The sequence below is a fragment of the Caballeronia zhejiangensis genome (assembly GCF_022879815.1).
Lineage (GTDB): Bacteria > Pseudomonadota > Gammaproteobacteria > Burkholderiales > Burkholderiaceae > Caballeronia > Caballeronia zhejiangensis.
In genome coordinates this window covers 2,952,289-2,970,757 of sequence record NZ_CP084283.1, presented here as the reverse complement: position 1 = coordinate 2,970,757, position 18,469 = coordinate 2,952,289, and the positions used below count along the sequence as shown (strand labels likewise).

General features: G+C 64.0%; 17 protein-coding genes and 1 pseudogene. 5 read left to right on the top strand and 13 right to left on the bottom strand.

What is annotated here, in order from left to right; translation table 11 throughout:
• Window positions 1-284 precede the first annotated feature (284 nt).
• The 3 genes from LDZ23_RS14250 (at window position 285) to LDZ23_RS14240 (ending at window position 2,469) form a co-directional block, all read left to right on the top strand.
• Window positions 285-497 carry a hypothetical protein gene (locus tag LDZ23_RS14250; RefSeq protein WP_008352308.1) on the top strand — a complete coding sequence of 71 codons (213 nt, stop codon included), beginning with the start codon at window positions 285-287 and terminating at the stop codon, window positions 495-497.
• Window positions 498-531: 34 nt separating this feature from the next.
• Window positions 532-1,563 (top strand): serine/threonine protein kinase, encoded by a 1,032-nt coding sequence (locus LDZ23_RS14245; protein WP_008352310.1) that lies wholly within the window; start codon window positions 532-534, stop codon window positions 1,561-1,563.
• Window positions 1,564-1,740: 177 nt separating this feature from the next.
• Entirely contained in the window at window positions 1,741-2,469 is a 729-nt protein-coding gene (locus tag LDZ23_RS14240) for a PepSY-associated TM helix domain-containing protein (RefSeq protein WP_008352312.1), read from the top strand.
• A gap of 68 nt (window positions 2,470-2,537) precedes the next feature.
• Here the strand turns inward: LDZ23_RS14240 and LDZ23_RS14235 are convergent.
• The 13 genes and pseudogenes from LDZ23_RS14235 to mgrA all read right to left on the bottom strand — a co-directional run.
• A pseudogene (locus tag LDZ23_RS14235) lies at window positions 2,538-3,707 on the bottom strand (PepSY-associated TM helix domain-containing protein); the annotation flags it as partial.
• Between the two features lie 127 nt (window positions 3,708-3,834).
• Window positions 3,835-4,854, bottom strand: a complete 1,020-nt coding sequence (locus LDZ23_RS14230; RefSeq protein WP_008352326.1) for an XdhC family protein — start codon at window positions 4,852-4,854, stop codon at window positions 3,835-3,837.
• On the bottom strand, window positions 4,827-5,372 hold the full coding sequence (locus LDZ23_RS14225) for an SRPBCC family protein (protein ID WP_008352328.1): 546 nt from the start codon (window positions 5,370-5,372) through the stop codon (window positions 4,827-4,829). Before LDZ23_RS14225 ends, LDZ23_RS14230 begins: the two co-directional genes overlap by 28 nt.
• Entirely contained in the window at window positions 5,363-6,556 is a 1,194-nt protein-coding gene (locus LDZ23_RS14220; RefSeq protein ID WP_033536462.1) for a vWA domain-containing protein, read from the bottom strand. The genes LDZ23_RS14225 and LDZ23_RS14220 overlap by 10 nt, the downstream gene beginning before the upstream one ends.
• On the bottom strand, window positions 6,553-7,449 hold the full coding sequence (locus LDZ23_RS14215) for an AAA family ATPase (RefSeq protein WP_008352332.1): 897 nt from the start codon (window positions 7,447-7,449) through the stop codon (window positions 6,553-6,555). The genes LDZ23_RS14220 and LDZ23_RS14215 overlap by 4 nt, the downstream gene beginning before the upstream one ends.
• Before the next feature lie 6 nt (window positions 7,450-7,455).
• A complete protein-coding gene (locus LDZ23_RS14210) occupies window positions 7,456-8,256 on the bottom strand; it encodes an FAD binding domain-containing protein (protein WP_008352333.1) in 801 nt (266 codons plus the stop codon).
• A 12-nt stretch (window positions 8,257-8,268) separates the two neighbouring features.
• Window positions 8,269-10,650, bottom strand: a complete 2,382-nt coding sequence (locus LDZ23_RS14205) for a xanthine dehydrogenase family protein molybdopterin-binding subunit (protein WP_008352335.1) — start codon at window positions 10,648-10,650, stop codon at window positions 8,269-8,271.
• Window positions 10,651-10,707: 57 nt separating this feature from the next.
• Window positions 10,708-11,184, bottom strand: a complete 477-nt coding sequence (locus LDZ23_RS14200; protein WP_008352336.1) for a (2Fe-2S)-binding protein — start codon at window positions 11,182-11,184, stop codon at window positions 10,708-10,710.
• A gap of 226 nt (window positions 11,185-11,410) precedes the next feature.
• Window positions 11,411-12,832 carry a branched-chain amino acid transporter BcaP gene (bcaP, locus tag LDZ23_RS14195; protein WP_008352338.1) on the bottom strand — a complete coding sequence of 474 codons (1,422 nt, stop codon included), beginning with the start codon at window positions 12,830-12,832 and terminating at the stop codon, window positions 11,411-11,413.
• Window positions 12,833-12,989: 157 nt separating this feature from the next.
• Complete coding sequence (gene rqpR / locus LDZ23_RS14190) at window positions 12,990-13,643, bottom strand: response regulator transcription factor RqpR (RefSeq protein ID WP_008352341.1); 654 nt, start codon at window positions 13,641-13,643, stop codon at window positions 12,990-12,992.
• Window positions 13,644-13,653: 10 nt separating this feature from the next.
• Window positions 13,654-14,517, bottom strand: coding sequence for a sensor histidine kinase (locus tag LDZ23_RS14185; RefSeq protein WP_008352343.1), 864 nt, complete (start codon window positions 14,515-14,517; stop codon window positions 13,654-13,656).
• A gap of 343 nt (window positions 14,518-14,860) precedes the next feature.
• Window positions 14,861-15,631, bottom strand: a complete 771-nt coding sequence (locus LDZ23_RS14180) for a ferredoxin--NADP reductase (protein WP_008352345.1) — start codon at window positions 15,629-15,631, stop codon at window positions 14,861-14,863.
• Between the two features lie 497 nt (window positions 15,632-16,128).
• Window positions 16,129-17,172 carry an L-glyceraldehyde 3-phosphate reductase gene (gene mgrA, locus LDZ23_RS14175; RefSeq protein WP_008352347.1) on the bottom strand — a complete coding sequence of 348 codons (1,044 nt, stop codon included), beginning with the start codon at window positions 17,170-17,172 and terminating at the stop codon, window positions 16,129-16,131.
• A gap of 234 nt (window positions 17,173-17,406) precedes the next feature.
• Between mgrA and LDZ23_RS14170 the strand changes: the two genes are divergently transcribed.
• Window positions 17,407-18,204 (top strand): mechanosensitive ion channel family protein, encoded by a 798-nt coding sequence (locus LDZ23_RS14170; protein WP_008352348.1) that lies wholly within the window; start codon window positions 17,407-17,409, stop codon window positions 18,202-18,204.
• A gap of 60 nt (window positions 18,205-18,264) precedes the next feature.
• Complete coding sequence (locus LDZ23_RS14165) at window positions 18,265-18,468, top strand: DUF3185 family protein (RefSeq protein WP_008352349.1); 204 nt, start codon at window positions 18,265-18,267, stop codon at window positions 18,466-18,468.
• The last annotated feature ends 1 nt before the right edge of the window (window position 18,469 follow it).

Below are 18,469 nucleotides of genomic sequence, written 5' to 3'. Positions count from 1 at the left end.
ATCCTCAGGGTTTTGCCTGATAAGCAAGCCGCGATCCGGCCACGTAGCCCATTAATTGCTGCTATTCGTCTGCGATCGGCAACATAACGAAGCGAATGGCGTCGCGCCGACGCGCCGCCATGCGCTAAAGTTAGAGCACAATCGTTCATGAAAGCCGCGCGTGTCGCGCTTCCCGCAACAGCGACGCGGCGATTGTCTGGTGCACGAGCCGTGAAAAGCCTGTGCTTGGTGAAAACATATGACCGGCGCTTCAATCCCAGCCGGCGTTGAAACGGGGATTCATCATGCAAATCGGTTCGATTGTCCGCTCCGTGCATATTGCCGTGCCTCAGGGCGCGCGCGGCATCGTGATGCGCATTCTCGGCGACATGGCCATGGTCGCCTGGTACGCGGGCGAGCCTGGCGTAACCAAACTGCTCAATACCGAGCCGTTCTTTCTCGAAGACCTGATCGATACGGGCGATGTCGTGCGCCCGTCGAACACGGTCGTGCACTAAGAAGCGACGCGCCGCATTGCGGCACAATGCCGGGATGAACTCGATCCATCCCGACTCCCAGGGCGCGCCCGCCGACGACGCGCCGCCCTTCTCCGGCCTCACGCCCGATTGCGTACTCGATGCAGTCGACCGCGTGCTGATGCCCGCAGGCGCGCGCACCGATGGCCGCCTGTTGCCGCTCAACAGCTACGAAAACCGCGTCTATCAGGTGGGCGTCGAGGACGGCGCACCGATCGTCGCGAAGTTCTATCGGCCGAAACGATGGTCGAATGCGGCGATTCTCGAAGAGCACGCGTTCGTCGCGAGTCTCGTCGCGCGCGAGATTCCGGCCGTGCCCGCGCGCGCGCTCGATGGCACGACGCTGCACGAATTCGACGGCTTTCGCTTCTCCATCTTCGAGCGGCGCGGCGGACGCGCGCCCGACCTCGATCGCAGCGACACGCTCGAATGGCTCGGGCGCTTCATCGGGCGGATTCACGCGGTGGGCGCGGTCGAGCCGTATCGCGAGCGGCCGACGCTCGATATCGACACTTTCGGCTATGAACCGCGCGAGTTCCTGCTGACGCACGGCTTCGTTCCCGCCGATGTGCGCGAAGCGTGGGAAGCCGTCGTGTCGATGGCGCTCGAAGGCGTCGCGCGATGTTTCGAGCGCGCGGGCGATGTGCGGCACGTGCGTCTGCACGGCGACTGTCATCCGAGCAACGTGCTGTGGACCGACGCGGGCCCGCATTTCGTCGATTTCGACGACAGCCGCATGGGCCCGGCCATTCAGGACTTGTGGCTGCTCTTGCCCGCCGGACGCGCGGATGCATCGCGCGCGCTCACCGATCTGCTCGCCGGTTACGAAGATTTTTGCGAGTTCGATCCGCGCGAACTGCATCTGATCGAAGCGCTGCGCACGCTGCGGCTGATTCATTATTCGGCGTGGCTCGCGCGCCGCTGGAACGATCCGGCGTTCCCCGCCGCCTTCCCGTGGTTCAACACGCAACGTTACTGGGAAGACCGAATCCTCGAATTGCGCGAGCAAGTCGGCGCGATGCAGGAAGGCCCGCTTTGGCCCGTTTGAAATTTTTTGTGACATTCACGGACTGTCAGGCGATCGCAAAGCGTTGAAAAGCGCTTTTCGGCATGTAATGATAACAATTCTCATTTGCCCGCCTGACATCGATCGCCGCGCGCGCGTGCGCGTTTAGCCGATCGGGGCGCGGCTTTGCCTGCCAACGCCCGAATTCTGGAGAGACGCGTGAACGCGCCTGAAACCCTCAATACGCCGCCGTCCGCGACGGGCGGCTCGACGTATTACCGTCCGCATGGGCGTCTCATCGACGATGCCGAGCAGATCGTCCGCAAGAATCGCTCGCGCCGCTCGACCTTCCTGAAGTGGCTGCGCAAGGTGCATGGTTGGGTCGGCTTGTGGGGCGCGCTGCTGGGCCTGCTGTTCGGCGCGACGGGTTTTCTGCTGAATCACCGCGCGCCGCCGCTGCGCATTTCGACCGGCGAGCCGCAGGTTTCGCAGATGCAGATGCCGCTGCCCGCCGAAGGCTTCAAGTCGCCGCGCGACATGGGCGCGTGGCTGAAGAAGGAACTGGAGATCGACGGCAATCTCGGACGCGCGCGCAAGGAACCGGCGCATCCGGTCGGCTGGGGCGACAAGAGCACGATGCAGCCGGAACAATGGTCGGTGATGGTGGCATCGCCGGGCGGCAGCGTGATGGCGGAGTACTGGGTCGGCAACAATTTCGTGTCGGTGAAGCGCACCGAAAACACCTTCCTCGCGATGATGACCAACCTGCACAAGGGCGTTGGCCTAAGCGTGGGCTGGGTGCTGCTCATCGATACGTTCGCGGGCAGCATCATCCTGCTGTCGCTTACCGGCGTGCTGCTGTGGACCGAGCTGAACAAGAAGCGCACAGCGGGCGTGGTGATCGTGGCGGCGTCGCTGATTGCGGCGATTGTTTGCGGGTTGATTTGAGGGATTCGGGACGTCGACCACGCGGCCGACGTCCCCTTCCCCTTCCGCGGGTTATGCCGCGTCAGCCACAAATAAAGCCCGCTCCCGAGCACGACGATCGTCAGCACATCGAAGGCGGCCCAGAAAATCTTCAGCGGCATGCCGCCGAAATCGCCGAAATGCAGCGGCTGCGAGCCGAGCAGCACCTTCAGATACCACGGCAACTCGCGTGAATCGGTGAGCGCGCCCGTCGATGCATCGACGAGCACAGGTCGCATGATCCGCGTCGTCAGAATGCCGTCGCCGCGCATCCACACGGCATAGTGATGCGGGCTCGCGAAGCGCGTCCCCGGAAACGCGACGAACGACGGAATCATCTCGGGCGCGACGCGTTGCGCTGTCTTCACGGCATCGTCGATGGAAGCGCGCACGACGACCGGCGGCTTGTCACGATACGGCGCGACCATCTGCGCGAGCTGATCGTTGCGCCATGCTTCGAGCATGAGATCGGCGAGCGTGTTGATCGAACCCGTCGCGCCGACGAGCAACGCCCACCCGAGCGTCAACATGCCGATGGCGTTATGCCAGTCGAGCCACACGATCCGCCGCTTCTTCTTCAGGCGCACGCGCCCGAGCCCGACCTTTCGCCAGAACGGCAGATACACGACGATGCCCGACACGATCGCCGCGAGAAACACCACGCCCATCGCGCCGAGAAAGAGCTTGCCGAAGAGGCCGGCGAACATGTCGACGTGCAACTTCAGCAGCACGAACTTGAGCGAGCCTTTGCCGGGCGGCATGCCGAGGGGCTGGGCGGTGCGCGCATCGACGGTCGTACTGAGCGTATCGTCGGGCGGCGTGTCGGCTTTCGGCGCGGTGACGACGACCGGCAAAAGCGGATCGTCCGGCTCCCAGATCATGTATTGCGGCACATGGCCCGGATGCTCGCTCAGCGCCGCGCGCAACACCGCGTCGTAGCTCGCGCGCGCATTCGCCTGCGATGCAGGTAGCGCCGGCGCTTCGATCGCATCGCCGGTGAGGATGTCGAGTTCGTGGCCGAACACGAGCGGCAAGCCGGTCAGACACAGCAGCAACATGAACGCCGTGCAGACGAGACTCGTCCACCGATGCACGATCGACCATACGCGCAGCGCGCGCTGGCTGATGTGGCGCTTGTTCGCGGACGAGCGCGAGTCGGGCGATGCATCGGCGCGGGCGGGTGCGCGCTGGTCATCGCCGGTCAAAAACTTGCCGGGCATTCGACTAAATCGTTGAGCTGAAAGGGAAACGGCTGCGCGTCAGCCGAAGCTTGCCACGCAAATGAGAATGATTATTATATAGCCGTCGCGCCCGTCCGGGCCGCGTTTCGTCAGGATTTTGTAATAATCAGATGCCGCAGACTTCGCCTTTTCCGGCAACCTCGCGCGCCGCTTTCGCGCCTTCCACCTGCAACAGTTCGGGCAACGACACGCCGTTCTTCGCCGCCGTGACTTCCGCGAGAATCGACACCGCGATTTCCGGCGGCGTCCGGCTGCCGATATAAATGCCTACCGGCCCATGCAACCGCGCCAGTTCGGCCTCGCTGAGATCGAACTCCTTCAGACGCTCGCGCCGCGCCGCGTTGTTGCGCCGCGAACCGAGCGCGCCGACGTAGAACGCGGGCGTCTTCAGCGCTTCCATCAGCGCGAGATCGTCGAGCTTCGGATCGTGCGTGAGGGCGATGACCGCGCAGCGTTCGTCGAGCTTCATCTCCATGACCGTGTCGTCGGGCATGGTTCGCACGATCGTCGTGCCGGGCACATTCCACTCTTCCGTGTATTCCTCGCGCGGATCGCACACGGTCACCTGATAATCCAGCCCGACCGCGATACTGCACAGATAGCGCGACAACTGCCCCGCGCCGATCACGAGCATCCGGTAACGCGGGCCGTGAATCGTCAGCAGATGCGCGTCGTCGAAGAGCACGCCGTCGGTGGCCTGCGCCGGTTCGAGGCGCGCCGCGCCCGTGGCCATGTCGAGCGTGCGCGCGACGAGCCTGCCGCTTTCCACCGCCGCGCACAATTCCGAGATGCCGCTTTCCATCGTCAGCGGCTCCAGCACGAGCTGGATCGTGCCGCCGCACGGCAAGCCGAAGCGATGCGCCTCTTCCGCGCTGATGCCGTACTTCACCGCTTCCGGCTTCGTCTGCTCGATGCCCCGCTGCCGCACGCGATCGATGAGATCGTCCTCGATGCATCCTCCCGACACCGAACCGACGACGTGGCCATCGTCACGCACGGCGAGCATCGCGCCTTCGGGTCTCGGCGACGAGCCCCATGTCTTCACGACCGTCACGAGCAGCACGCGATGTCCCTCTTCGAGCCATCGCGCGCTGTTCTTCAGGACTTCGAGATCCACGCTGTCCATGATTTCTTTCCCTTTTCCTTCTCTTCTGCGCCGCTTTCGTCTTGGTCGGCGGCTGCATCTTGCGATTCCTGGCCGCCTTGCAGCTGCGCGCTGAATCGCTTGAAGAATTCTCCCGCGATCTTGCGCGCCGCGCCGTCGACGAGCCGCGAGCCGATCTGCGCAAGCTTGCCGCCGACCTGCGCGTTTGCACTGTAACTGAGCTTCGTCGTGTCGGCTTCGTCGCCGGGTTCGAGGTTCACGGTCGCGCTGCCCTTGCTGAAGCCGGCCGCGCCGCCCTGCCCTTCGAAGACGATCGTGTAAGTATGCGGGGCGTCGATATTCGTCAGCTCCATTCTTCCCTTGAAGCGCGCTTTCACCGGACCGACCGCCGCCGTCATCGCGACGTTGTAGGCGTTCTCGCCATCGGCGTCGATGCTGTCGCAGCCCGGAATGCAGACCTTCAGGATCGACGTGTCGTTCAGCGCTTCCCACGCGCGCGCCTGCGGCACCGGCAACGTGTGTGTTTCGGTCAGTTCCATCTCGTGTCTCCAGTGTGCCGTGACAGCGCGGCCAGTTCGGCTCCGACCGCGCCGAGGCTGTCGAGGTTATGTGCCGCGAGCATTGCATCGACGTGTGGCAGGATCGCGCGCACGCCTCGCGCGCGCGGCGTGAAATCGGCGAAACGCAGCAGCGGATTGAGCCACACCAGCCGATGCGCGAAACGCCTGAGTCTTTGCATCTCGGCATCGAGCACGTCGATGGCTTCGTGATCGAGGCCATCGGTGACGAGCAGCACCGTGGCCCGACCGGCCAGCACACGCCGCGCCCAGCGCCGATTGAACTCCGCGAGCGTCGCGCCGATGCGCGTGCCGCCGGACCAGTCCGCGACGTTCTGTCCGAGCGCGGCAATGGCGACATCGGGATCGCGTTCGCGCAAGGCGCGCGTGGCGTTCGTGAGCCGCGTGCCGAACAGGAACACTTGCAGACGCTCGCGCGATTGCAATAGCGCGTGACAGAAGTAGAGCACGGCGCGCGAATACGCGCTCATCGAGCCGGAAATGTCGAGCAGCAACACGAGCGGCGGTCTGCGCTCGACCGCCGCGCGATATTTCCACACGGTCCAGTCGCCGCCCGAGCGCACGGCGTGTCGCGCGCTCGCTTTGAGATCGGCATGCGTGCCGCGCGAGCCCGCCTTCAGCCTGCGCGTCGGTTCCGTCGCGAGCGGCATCCGATGCGCGCGAATCTGATGCCGCAGCGTGCGCCATTCGTCGGCGCTGAGCGTGTCGAAATCGCGATGGCTCAAGCGTTCCTGCGCGCTGAACGTGATGCGCGCGTGCGCCTCTTCCGGCTTCGATTCCGGCGGCGGCGTTGTCGACGATGCCGCCGCGCGCGTCGCCAACGCATCGGCGAGACGGTTGTTGCGCTTCGGCGGCGGCATGCCGCTCTTCACCTTCGGCAGCAACAGCGCGCGCAGCTTGCCTTCCCAGTCGGGATCGCGCCAGAAAAGATCGAACGCCGCATCGAAGATGTCGCGTTCGTCGCTCGCGTGGACGAGCAAACACGCGAGCGTCGCGCGCACATCGTCGCGGCGATTCAGATCGACGAAGCGCAACGCGTCGAGCGCATCGACCGCGTGCGCCGGCGACATGCCGAGCCCCGCGCCGCGCAGAAGCCTCACGAAATGGACGACATTGCGCGCGAACGGTTCCATCGTGGTCGTCATGGCGTGGCCGCGAGGCATTGCGCGAGCGTATCGGCGTCCATGCGCGCGAGATCGTCCTGATACTTCAGCAGCACGCCGAGCGTGTTCTGCACCGATTGCGGATCCAGTTCCGTCACCGACAACGCCGCGAGCGCGCGGCACCAGTCGATCGTTTCCGCGACGCCCGGCGCCTTGAAGAGATCGAGCGTGCGCAGCTCGTGCACGAACGCGACGGCGCGCTGCTGCAACGCCTGCCCCGCTTCGGGCGCGCGCGCCGCGACGATCGCCAGTTCGACATCGCGCTGCGGATAGCCGATCCACTGATAGAGGCATCGCCGCTTCAACGCATCGTGGACTTCGCGCGTGCGGTTCGACGTCATCACGACGAGCGGCGGTTGCGCCGCGCGCACCGTGCCGTACTCCGGAATCGACACCTGAAAGTCCGACAGCAATTCGAGCAGAAACGCTTCGAACGGCTCGTCGGCGCGGTCGATTTCATCGATGAGCAGAACGCGGCGCGCGTCGGGATTCGACGCATCGGGCAGCAAGGCCTGAAGCAGCGGACGCTTCAGCAGAAACTCGCTGCGATACAGCGAATCGTTCGACGGCGTTTCGCCCGACGCCTCCGCGAGCCGCAGCGCCATGATCTGCCGCGGATAGTCCCACTCGTATAGCGCGCTCGCGGTATCGAGCCCTTCGTAGCATTGCAGGCGCAGCAGCGTCGTGCCGCACAAGCCCGCCGCCGCCTTCGCGAGTTCGGTCTTGCCGACGCCCGGCTCGCCTTCGAGAAAGAGCGGCCGCTGCATCTTCAGCGCGAGAAAAAGCGCCGTCGCGAGCTCGCGGTTCGCGAAGTAGCGATGCTCGCGCAAGCGCGCGAGCGTCTCGTCGATGGATTGCGGCGCCTGTTCCGTCATCGCGGACTAGAACGACATCGCGCGCTCGATCGCGCGGCCCGCGAGCACCGGAATCAGATGCGCGCGATATTCGGCGCTCGCGTGCATGTCCGCGTTCAGCTCGTTGGGCGAGATCGTCACGCCGCGCGCCGATGCCACCGAAAAGTCCTTCGACAACGCCGCTTCCAGCTCCGCCGGACGAAACACCGAAGACGCCGCGCCCGTCACGCCGACGCGCACGCCGTCCTTGAACTTCGCGACGAACACGCCGACGAGCGCGAAGTGCGACGCGGGATTGCGAAACTTCTCGTAGCCCGCGCGCTCGGCCAGCGGAAACTCGACGGCCGTGATGAGCTCGTCGGGTTCGAGCGCGGTCGTGTACATGTCGATGAAGAAATCGTCCGCGGCGATGCGCCTTCTGTCGGTCACGACCGTCGCGTTTAGCGCGAGCACGGCTGACGGATAGCACGCCGCCGGATCGTCGTTGGCGAGCGAGCCGCCGATCGTGCCGCGCTCGCGAACCTGTCGATCACCGATGCGTCCCGCGAGATCCGCGAGCCCCGGCAGCGCGCGCTGCACATCCGCGTTCGATGCGACCGCCGCATGAGACACCGCGCCGCCGATCGTGAGCTTGTCGCCGTCGAGCGTGACGTTTTTCATCGACGCGATGCGCGTCACGTCGACGAGCGCCGAGGGCTGTGCGAGCCGCAGGCGCATCGTCGGCAAGAGGCTTTGGCCGCCCGCGAGGAACTTGGCGTCGCCGTTGGCGGAAAGCACCGCGACCGCCGCCTTCGCTTCGTCCGCTTTCTGATAGTCGAATGAGTACATTTGCCGGTCTCCTCAGGCGCGTTGAGCGTTATGCATCGCGGTCCACACGCGATGCGGCGTCGCGGGCATCTGCAAGTCCTTCACGCCGAGCGGCGCGAGCGCATCGAGAATCGCGTTGATGACCGCCGGCGGCGAACCGATTGCGCCCGCTTCGCCGCAGCCCTTCACGCCGAGCGGATTGTGCGTGCACGGCGTGCCCTTCGCGGTCTCGACGGTGAAGTTCGGCAGATCGCTAGCGTGCGGCATCGCGTAATCCATGAACGAGCCGGAGAGCAACTGGCCGGTGCTGTCATCGTAGACGCAGCGTTCGAGCATCGCCTGGCCGATGCCCTGCCCCAGCCCGCCATGCACTTGCCCTTCGACGATCATCGGATTGATGACGTTGCCGAAGTCATCGACGGCCGTGAACTGTTCGATGCGCGTTTCGCCGGTGTCCTGATCGACCTCGACTTCGCACACATACGCGCCCGACGGATACGTGAAGTTGGTCGGATCGTAGAACGCGTTTTCGTTGAGGCCCGGCTCCATGGTTTCGAGCGGGAAGTTGTGCGGCACGTACGCGGCGAGCGAGACGTCGACGAACGATTTCGTGCGATCGGTGCCCTTCACGCGGAACACGCCGTTGGTGAACTCGATATCTTCCGCCGACGCTTCCAGCAGATGCGCCGCGATCTTCTTCGCCTTCGCTTCGACTTTATCGAGCGCTTTCATGATCGCGGAGCCGCCCACCGAAATCGAACGCGAGCCGTACGTGCCCATGCCGAACGGGATGCGCCCCGTATCGCCGTGAATGATCTCGACGTTCTCGATCGCGATGCCGAGCCGGTCCGCGACCACTTGCGCGAACGTCGTTTCGTGGCCCTGTCCGTGACTGTGCGAACCGGTGAAGACGGTGACGGAGCCGGTCGGGTGCACGCGCACTTCGCCCGCTTCGAAGAGACCCGCACGCGCACCGAGCGCGCCCGCCACGTTCGACGGCGCGAGCCCGCACGCTTCGATGTAGCACGAATAGCCGATGCCGCGCAGCTTGCCCTTCTGCTTCGATTCGTCGCGCCGTTTTGCGAAACCCGCGACATCCGCGAGTTCCAGCGCGCGATTCAGGCACGCGTCGTAATCGCCGATGTCGTACGTGAGACCGACCGGCGTCGCGTACGGAAACTCGCGGATGAAATTGCGCCGCCTCAATTCGACGGGATCGATATTCAGCTCGCGCGCCGCCGTCTCGACGAGCCGCTCGACGACATACGTCGCTTCCGGCCGGCCCGCGCCGCGATAGGCATCGACGGGCACCGTGTTCGTGAAGACCGCTTTCACTTCGGCGTAGATCGCGGGCGTCGTGTACTGGCCCGCGAGCAGCGTCGCGTAAAGCACGGTCGGAATCGACGATGCGAACGTCGACAGGTACGCGCCCATGTTCGCCGTCGTATGCACGCGCATGCCGATGAACTTGTTGTCCTTGTCGAGCGCGAGTTCGGCCTTGGTCACATGATCGCGGCCGTGCGCGTCGGAGAGGAAGGCTTCGGAGCGCTCGGCCACCCACTTGATCGGACGCCCGACTTTCTTCGATGCCCACGTCAGCGCGACATCTTCCGGATACAGGAAAATCTTCGAGCCGAAGCCGCCGCCGACATCCGGCGCGATCACGCGCAGCTTCGATTCCGGCAGCGACAGCACGAACGCCGCCATCAGCAAGCGCTCGACGTGCGGGTTCTGATTCGCGACGTAGACCGTGTAGCTGTCGTCGTGCTTCGAATAGCTCGCGTTGACCGCGCGCGGCTCGATCGCGTTCGGCACGAGCCGCTGATTCACGATATCGAGCGTCGTGACGTGCGCGGCTTTCGCGAACGCGGCGTCGGTCGCGGCCTTGTCGCCGTGGCCCCAGTTGTAGCAGACGTTGTTCGGCACGCTGTCGTGCACGAGCGGCTGGCCCGCGTCCGATGCGCTCGCCGTATCGACCGTCGCGGGCAGTTCGTCGTAATCGACCTCGATGAGTTCGAGCGCGTCCTTCGCCTCCTTCACCGATTCGGCGACGACGAGCGCGACCTGATCGCCGACGTGCAACACCTTGTCGTGCGCGATGACGGGATGCGGCGGCTCGTGCATCGGCGAGCCGTCGGTGCTGTGGATGAGCCAGCCGCACGGCAGTCCGCCGACGTTTTCGCCCGCCATGTCCTTGCCGGTGAAGATGCCGATCACGCCCGGCGACTTCAGCGCCGCTTCGATATCGATGCGCGCGATCTTCGCGTGCGCGTGCGGCGAACGCAGGAACACGCCGTAGCTTTGCTGCGGCATGACGACGTCGTCGGTGTACTGGCCCGCGCCCGTCAGGAATCGATAGTCTTCCTTGCGCTTCACGCCAGCGCCGATCAGTTTCTGTTTCTCAGGGGCATTCATCGCGATCTCCTTGGTCAAAGGCGCGATACATCGTGTGAAATGTGGATTGACGCGGGATCAGGCGCCCGCTTTCATGTTTTGCGCGCCCTGCAAGACCGCCTTGACGATGTTGTGATAGCCCGTGCAGCGACACAGATTGCCGTCGAGCTGCTCGCGCACTTCTTCTTCGGAGAGATTCGGCGATTGCGCAGCCAGCGCGCTCGCGCTCATCACCATGCCCGGCGTGCAGAAGCCGCACTGAAGGCCGTGACATTCCCTGAACGCCGCCTGCATCGGATGAAGCTGGCCGTCTTTCGCCATGCCTTCGATGGTCGTGACTTCCATGCCGTCCGCCTGCGCGGCGAGGATGTTGCACGACTTGATCGCGCGGCCATCGAGATGGACGGTGCACGCGCCGCACTGCGCCGTGTCGCAGCCGATATGCGTGCCGGTGAGCCTGAGTTGATCGCGGAGAAACTGGACGAGCAGAACGTGCGGTTCGACGGTGGCGGTCACCGGTTTCCCATTGACCGTCAGGCTGATGCTGAGCGCCATTTTCACTGTCTCCTAAGTGAGGACGATCCAGCTTCACGCCACGCACCTGCCATCTGCCGCCGTGAGCGTTCAGCCGGAATTGGTGTTATGTGTTTGTGACAATGAGTAAAACACAAATCGGCGGGCGTCGCTATCGGCGCGAACGTCCGTCCCAAACTCAAGGTTTTGCCGCTGCAAATGCAAAGCGCCGCCTCGAGGGCGGCGCTTTTGTGTCGAGCAAAGACGCTCAGTGCGTCACGGTCTCTCGCTGCTCGTGCGTTCGACGTCCGAGCACCGAATGGCGTCGCGAGTACAGGAAATAGATCGCGAGGCCGATCACGAGCCACAGCACGAACGCGATCCACGTCATCGCCTGAAGATTGACCATCAGGAACAGACACGACGCCACCGCCAGAATCGGCACGACCGGCACGCCGGGGCAGCGGAACGCGCGCGGCAAGTCAGGATGCGTGCGGCGCAGGATCAGCACGGCGATGGAGACCATCGAGAACGCGGCGAGCGTGCCGATGTTGATGAGCTCGGCGAGCACGTTGAGCGGCACGAGCGCGCCGATCAGACCGAAGAAAATGCCGACGATCCACGTCGTGAGGAACGGCGTCGCGTAGCGCGGATGCACCTTCGAAAGCCGCGCGGGCAAGAGGCCGTCGCGCGACATCGCGTAGATGATGCGCGTCTGGCCGTAGCTCATCACGAGAATCACGGTGAGCATGCCGAGCACCGCGCCGAGATCGATGAAGCCCGCGACCCAGTTCTGACCCGCGACTTGCAGCGCGAACGACACCGGATGCGGATTGTTCGCGAACTGCGGCGCGGGCACGATGCCGGTCACGACGGCCGCGACCGCCACGTACAGCACGGCGCACACCGCGAGCGACGAGATGATGCCGATCGGCAGATCGCGCTTCGGATTCTTCACTTCCTCGGCCGCCGACGACACCGAATCGAAGCCGATGAACGCGAAGAACATGACGGCCGCCGCGCCGAACACGCCGGACCAGCCGTTCGGCATGAACGGCTGCCAGTTTGCCGGCTTCACATGGAACACGCCGACCGCGATCACGAGCAGCACGATGGTCACTTTGATCGCGACCATGATGTTGTTCAGGCGCGTCGATTCCTTCACGCCGACCGAAAGCAGCCAGGTGATCGCCATCATCACGAGGAACGCGGGCAGGTTGAAGAACGTGACCTCGCCGGGCAACGCGCCGGGCGCGGCGGTGAGGGCGGTCGGCAGCGAGATGCCGAAGCCGGCGAGCAGCGACTGCAAGTAGCCCGACCAGCCGACCGAAACGGCGGACGTCGCGAGCCCGTATTCGAGCATCAGATCCCAGCCGATGATCCACGCGGCGAGTTCGCCGAGCGTCGCATACGAATACGTGTAGATGGAACCGGCGACCGGAATCGTCGACGAAAATTCCGCGTAGGCGAGGGCGGCGAAGCAGCACGCGATCGCCGCGATGATGAACGAAATCATGAGCGCCGGGCCGGCCTGGACGGCGCCGGTGCCGGTCAGCACGAAAATGCCCGTGCCGATGATCGCGCCGATTCCGAGGAACGTCAGATCCAGGGCGCCGAGCGTCTTTTTGAGCGATGTGCTGTGCGCGCCGGCCAGCATGTGCTCGATGTTTTTCTTGCGGAACAACGACATTGCGATGAGTCTCCTTCTGGCGCGCGCGAGCGGCCGTTACCTCGGGAAAACCCGATATTTTATCGGAGACTCAGAGATTGCCTATCCATTGAGCATGCAACGCAGAATTGCGGCAATTTGTTACGATCCACCCGTTTTATCTAGCACGAGATAAAACCTACCCGGCGATGGCGGGATTCATGTCGACGAGACGGTTGCTCATCACATAGAACGTAAGCTCTGCATTGTTCGCGAGCTTCATTTTCTCCAGCAACCGCGCGCGATAAACACTTACGGTCTTAACCGAAAGCGATAAGGCGTTCGCGATATCAGTGAGCCGTTTTCCCGAAGCAAGCATGCACAGCGTCTGATATTCGCGGTCCGATAGTTTCTCGTGCGGCAACCGGTCCGTATCGAGCGAAACGTAGGTTGCGAGGGCTTCGGCCATTTCAGGGCTCACGTATTTTCGGCCTGCGGCGACTTGCTGAATCGCGCCGATCATCAGCGCGGGGTCCGCCGTCTTCGACAGATAGCCCGCCGCGCCCGCCTTCAACGCGCGCACCGCATATTGATCTTCGCGATACATCGAAAACATCAGCACCGGCAGACGCGGGCTTTCGCGCTTGAGACGCTTCAACACGTCGATGCCGTTGATGTCCGGCAGCGAGATGTCGAGCATCGCGACATCGAGCGGGCGACGCGCGGCGAGCGCGAGCGCCTGCATGCCGGTCTCGGCCTCCAGCACTTCGGATGCGACGCCGCGTTCCAGCAGCAATTGCGCGACGCCGCGGCGCACGATGCCGTGATCGTCGGCGAGCAGGATTCTGAGCATCGCGGCGGCCTCAGGCGTTGACCACGCTGAGCGTGAAGAGGCCCGGACCCGCCGCAGCCCACGGAAAACGCGCGCGCACGCAAGTGCCGGCAGGCTTCGCCGCCGCGACGCGCAGATTGCCGCCGAGCGCCTCGCAGCGCGCGCGCATCCCGGAAAGGCCGAAGCGTCCGCTCTTGCGACGCGCCGCCGCGCTGATGCCGACGCCATCGTCTTCGACGAGCAGGATCACGCCTTGTCCGTCGAGCGCGACGGACACGCGCGCATGCCCGGCGTGCGCGTGACGCGCGACGTTGCCGAGCGCTTCCTGCATCACGCGAAAGAGCGCGAGCGACATGTCGTGCGACATGCGATCGAGGCGCGCATCGTCGGGGCAGGAGAAATCGACGGCGATCGCCGTGCGCGCGCCGAAATCCGCGATCCAGCCGGCCAGCGTGGCGGCGAAGTTGGCATCGAAAGTCGGCGTCTGCAATCCCTCGACGATGCGATGACTCGTCTCGCAGACATCCGCGAGCGCTGCGCGCGCCTGATGCAGCGCGTCGTCGAGCGCGGCGGGCGCATCGGCGGGCAGCCAGTGCTCGGCGCGAGCGAGCGCGATATTCGCGACGGTGAGCGCGGCGCCGCTCGCGTCGTGCAGGTCTTGCGCGAGCGCCTGACGCGCGCGCTCTTCGGTGGCGGCGAGCAGCGCGGCGAGTTCCTGGACGCGGGCGGTGAGACGCTGAATCTGACGGTCGCCCTTGAGCTTGGCGTCGATCAGCGCGGAATAGGGTGAGGCAAACGACGCGCCGGAGCATTCCGGCGACGGTGATGGAACCGCGCGCAGCGGAGCGCGGCGAATCGGGCTCTCATCGAGCGTGATCGTGGCCGACGGGTTCATTCACTATCCTCGCTTCGAGCGCAACTGGAGCTACGTCCTCGGGTAACTCACGAGCGGCGTAACCGAATTTACACTCAGTAACATCGTTGACGGACTACGGGATGGCCTGCGCCGTCAAAAAGTAAACGCATCATATCTCAAAAAAATGATAAATCCATGTCGCGCAAGGCTCCGGCGGTCGAACTTCATGTCGTTTACCAAGTCCGCTGCGCATAATGCGTAGGAAAAAGACCTACCGACCGTGGTCAATTTGTAACAGCGACGCGCGTATGGTGATTTCGTCGAGGCGAAAAAAAACCGGAGCGCGAGGCTCCGGTTTGTGCAATCGCGACGTCGAGACAGCTTATCCGACGAACGCCTTTTCCACGACGTAGTGGCCAGGATGGTTGTTGCTGCCTTCCTGGAAGCCCATCGCGTCGAGCAGTTCGCGCGTGTCGCGCAGCATGTGCGGGCTGCCGCAGAGCATCACGCGGTCGTTTTCGACCGAGAACGGCTCGACCGAGAGATCGGCGAACAGCTTCTTGGTCTCGATCAGATCGGTGATGCGACCACGGTTCGCGAACTCCTCGCGCGTGACCGTCGGGTAATAGACGAGCTTTTCGGACACGATTTCGCCGATATGCTCATGCGCCGGCAAGTGCTCGGTGATGAAATCTTTGTACGCGAGTTCGTCGACGAAACGGCACGTGTGCGTCAGCACGATCTTCTCGTAGCGGTCGTAGACGTCCGGGTCCTTGATGATCGACATGAACGGCGCGAGGCCCGTGCCGGTCGACAGCAGCCACAGCGTCTTGCCGGGCAGCAGATTGTCGGCGACGAGCGTGCCCGTCGGCTTCTTGCCGATCAGCACGGAATCGCCCACTTTCAGATGTTGCAGGCGCGAGGTCAGGGGGCCGTCCGGAACCTTGATGCTCAGAAATTCGAGATGCTCTTCGTAGTTCGCGCTCGCGAGGCTGTACGCGCGCAGAAGCGGCTTGCCGTCGACTTCGAGACCCACCATCGTGAACTGGCCGTTCTCGAAGCGGAACGAGCTGTCGCGGGTGCAGGTGAAACTGAAAAGCGTGTCGGTCCAGTGATGGACGCTCAGAACGGTTTGAGAATTAAGGTTGCTCATGGCTTCTTGAACTGTGCTCTAACTGTGCGAAAGCGGTGACGCTCTGACGCTCGCGCCTGGCTGGCGGCGGATGCCACGCCGGGCCGATGTCGAAAACAAAGCGCGCTACGAGGGCGCAACGAGGGGCGCTGCGCTGTCCGAACGGGACGATCGAATGGTGAAGGTCGCCGATTGATCCGAAACCCGCGATGCGAGGACAGCGATTCACGCCGCGCCACGCGTGAACTTCGCGCAAAAAACTGACAGCCCGGCGCAATCGGCTATTTTAACCCGATAGTCGTTTCGCGGTCCGAACGTCGATACGGCGGCGGTGGCGCGCACGCGCGCCTCGTGGGCGAACGTACGTGCAGAAGAAATGCACTTTCGGCTGACTGCGCGGCCGGTGGCCGGCCTCGGCGGCAACTCTTATCGCTGCGCAAAAGCCGCCGAGTCCGCATGATAGCAACGGATGCCGCGCATATCTCGAAATACCCTTCTGGCGAAAGGCCGCACGCGTGTCAGATGCGCTGATCCGTCGACGGTTTTTCCCACAGGTTGATGCCGCCTTCCTTCGCGTGCTGATCGATTTCCGCGAGTTCTTCCTTCGAGAAATCGAGATTCTTCAGTGCGCCGACGTTCTCGACGACTTGCTCCGCGCGGCTCGCGCCGATCAGCACCGAGGTCACGCGCCCGCCTCGCAGCGCCCACGCGAGCGCCATCTGCGCGAGGCTCTGGCCGCGCTTCTGCGCGAGATCGTTGAGCTTGCGGACGTGCGCGAGGTTCGCATCGCTCAGATGTTCCTGCTTGAGCGAGCCGCCGCCCGGTTTGTTGACGCGCGCGTCCTGCGGCACGCCATTCAGATACTTGCTGGTCAGCAGACCTTGCGCGAGCGGCGTAAACGCGATGCTTCCCGCGCCGATGTCGTCGAGCGTGTCGAGCAGGTCTTCTTCGATCCAGCGGTTCAGCATGTTGTACGACGGCTGATGGATCAGCAGCGGCACCTTGTGCTCGGCAAGCAGCTTGGCCATCTCGCGTGTTTTGGACGCCGAGTACGACGAGATGCCAACGTAAAGCGCCTTGCCCGAATGCACGGCCGTCGCCAGCGCGCCAGCGGTTTCTTCGAGCGGCGTATCGGCGTCGAAACGGTGCGAATAGAAGATGTCGACGTAATCGAGGCCCATGCGCTTCAGGCTCTGGTCGAGGCTCGCCAGCACGTATTTGCGCGAGCCGCCGCCCTGGCCGTACGGACCGGGCCACATGTCCCAGCCGGCTTTCGAGGAGATCAACAGTTCGTCACGATAAGGGCGGAAGTCGTCCTTGAAGATGCGCCCGAAGTTCGTTTCGGCGCTGCCGTACGGCGGGCCGTAATTGTTCGCGAGATCGAAATGCGTGACGCCGAGATCGAACGCCGTGCGCAGAATTTCACGTTGCGTGGAGATCGGCGTCGTATCGCCGAAGTTGTGCCACAAACCGAGCGACAACGCAGGAAGTTTCAACCCGCTCCTGCCACAAGTGCGGTATTGCATTTGCGTGTAACGCTCGGAGGCTGCTTCGTAGGCCATGACGGATTTCCTATGCGGATGGCGAATTGAACGGACTGGAACGGACAACGTGCCTTTCACGCGGCACGCGCGGACACGCACGCTGTCGAGGGCGTCAATGGTAAGCCAATCGGGGCTGGGCGCGCACGGCACGCGATGCCGTCCCGCTATTCGGTATAGGCCGGATGGCCAGCAAGGGGAACGATCCAACGCGATCGCGGACAAAAGCAGATTCGTTTTGAAGGACCGCTACCCATGGATTCGATCGACAGACTTCGCCCCGCTTACGATTCGTTTAGTGCAATTGCCGTGACTTACGGCATCGATATTCTGCTGGCGCTGCTGATTCTCGCGGTCGGCTGGTGGATTTCGAACGCCGTCGCGAACACCCTGCGCCGCACGCTCGCTCGCACCAATGTCGATGCCACGCTCACCCCGGTGCTCGCCAGCCTCGCGTTGTGGGCGATCCGCGTCGTCGCGATCGTCGCCGCGCTCGGCAAGCTCGGCATTGCCGCCGCCAGCATCCTGACCGTGCTCGGCGCTGCCGGCCTCGCCATCGGCCTCGCGCTGCAGGGCACGCTGCAAAACATCGCGGCCGGCCTGATGCTCCTGCTGCTGCGCCCGTTTCGCGTCGGCGATTACATCGAAGGCGTCGGGACGACGGCGGGCACGGTCAACGAGATCGGACTTTTCACGACGCGCCTCACGAAAGCCGACGGCATCATCATGTTCGTGCCGAACAGCCTCATTTGGGCGAACGCCATCACGAACTACAGCGCGAACGATCGGCGTCGCGTCGTCATCAACTTTCAGGCACAGCATGGGCTGAAGGTCGAGCGTGTGCTCGAGGAACTGCGCAAGCTGATGAGCGACGATCCGCGCATCGTGCAGGACGGGCCGTCGGCGCCGTGGGTCGCCGTGACCGATTACACGGACACCGGCGTCAAATACAACCTCGGCGCGTGGACGAGCAGAAGCGATCATCAGTACGTGATGGCCGACCTCCTGCGCAAGATTCAGCCGTACACGCGCGAGCAGGCGCAGGCGGCGTGAGTGGACGCGCGAGCGCCGACCCGCTAACCTGACGCGCTTTTCCAGCCAAGAGACCACGCCATGACCCGAGCGATTTCCGTTGCGCTGCTAGTCGGCGGCGTCGTGCTGCTGTATTTCGGCGGCCAGTCGTTTCATTCGCTCTCCAGCGACGTCGCGCGCTTCTTCACCGGCTCGCCCACGAACAAGACCATCTGGCTGATCGCGGGCGGCATCGTCGCGTCGCTCGCCGGGCTGATCGGCCTCACGATTCCGTCGAAACGCTGAA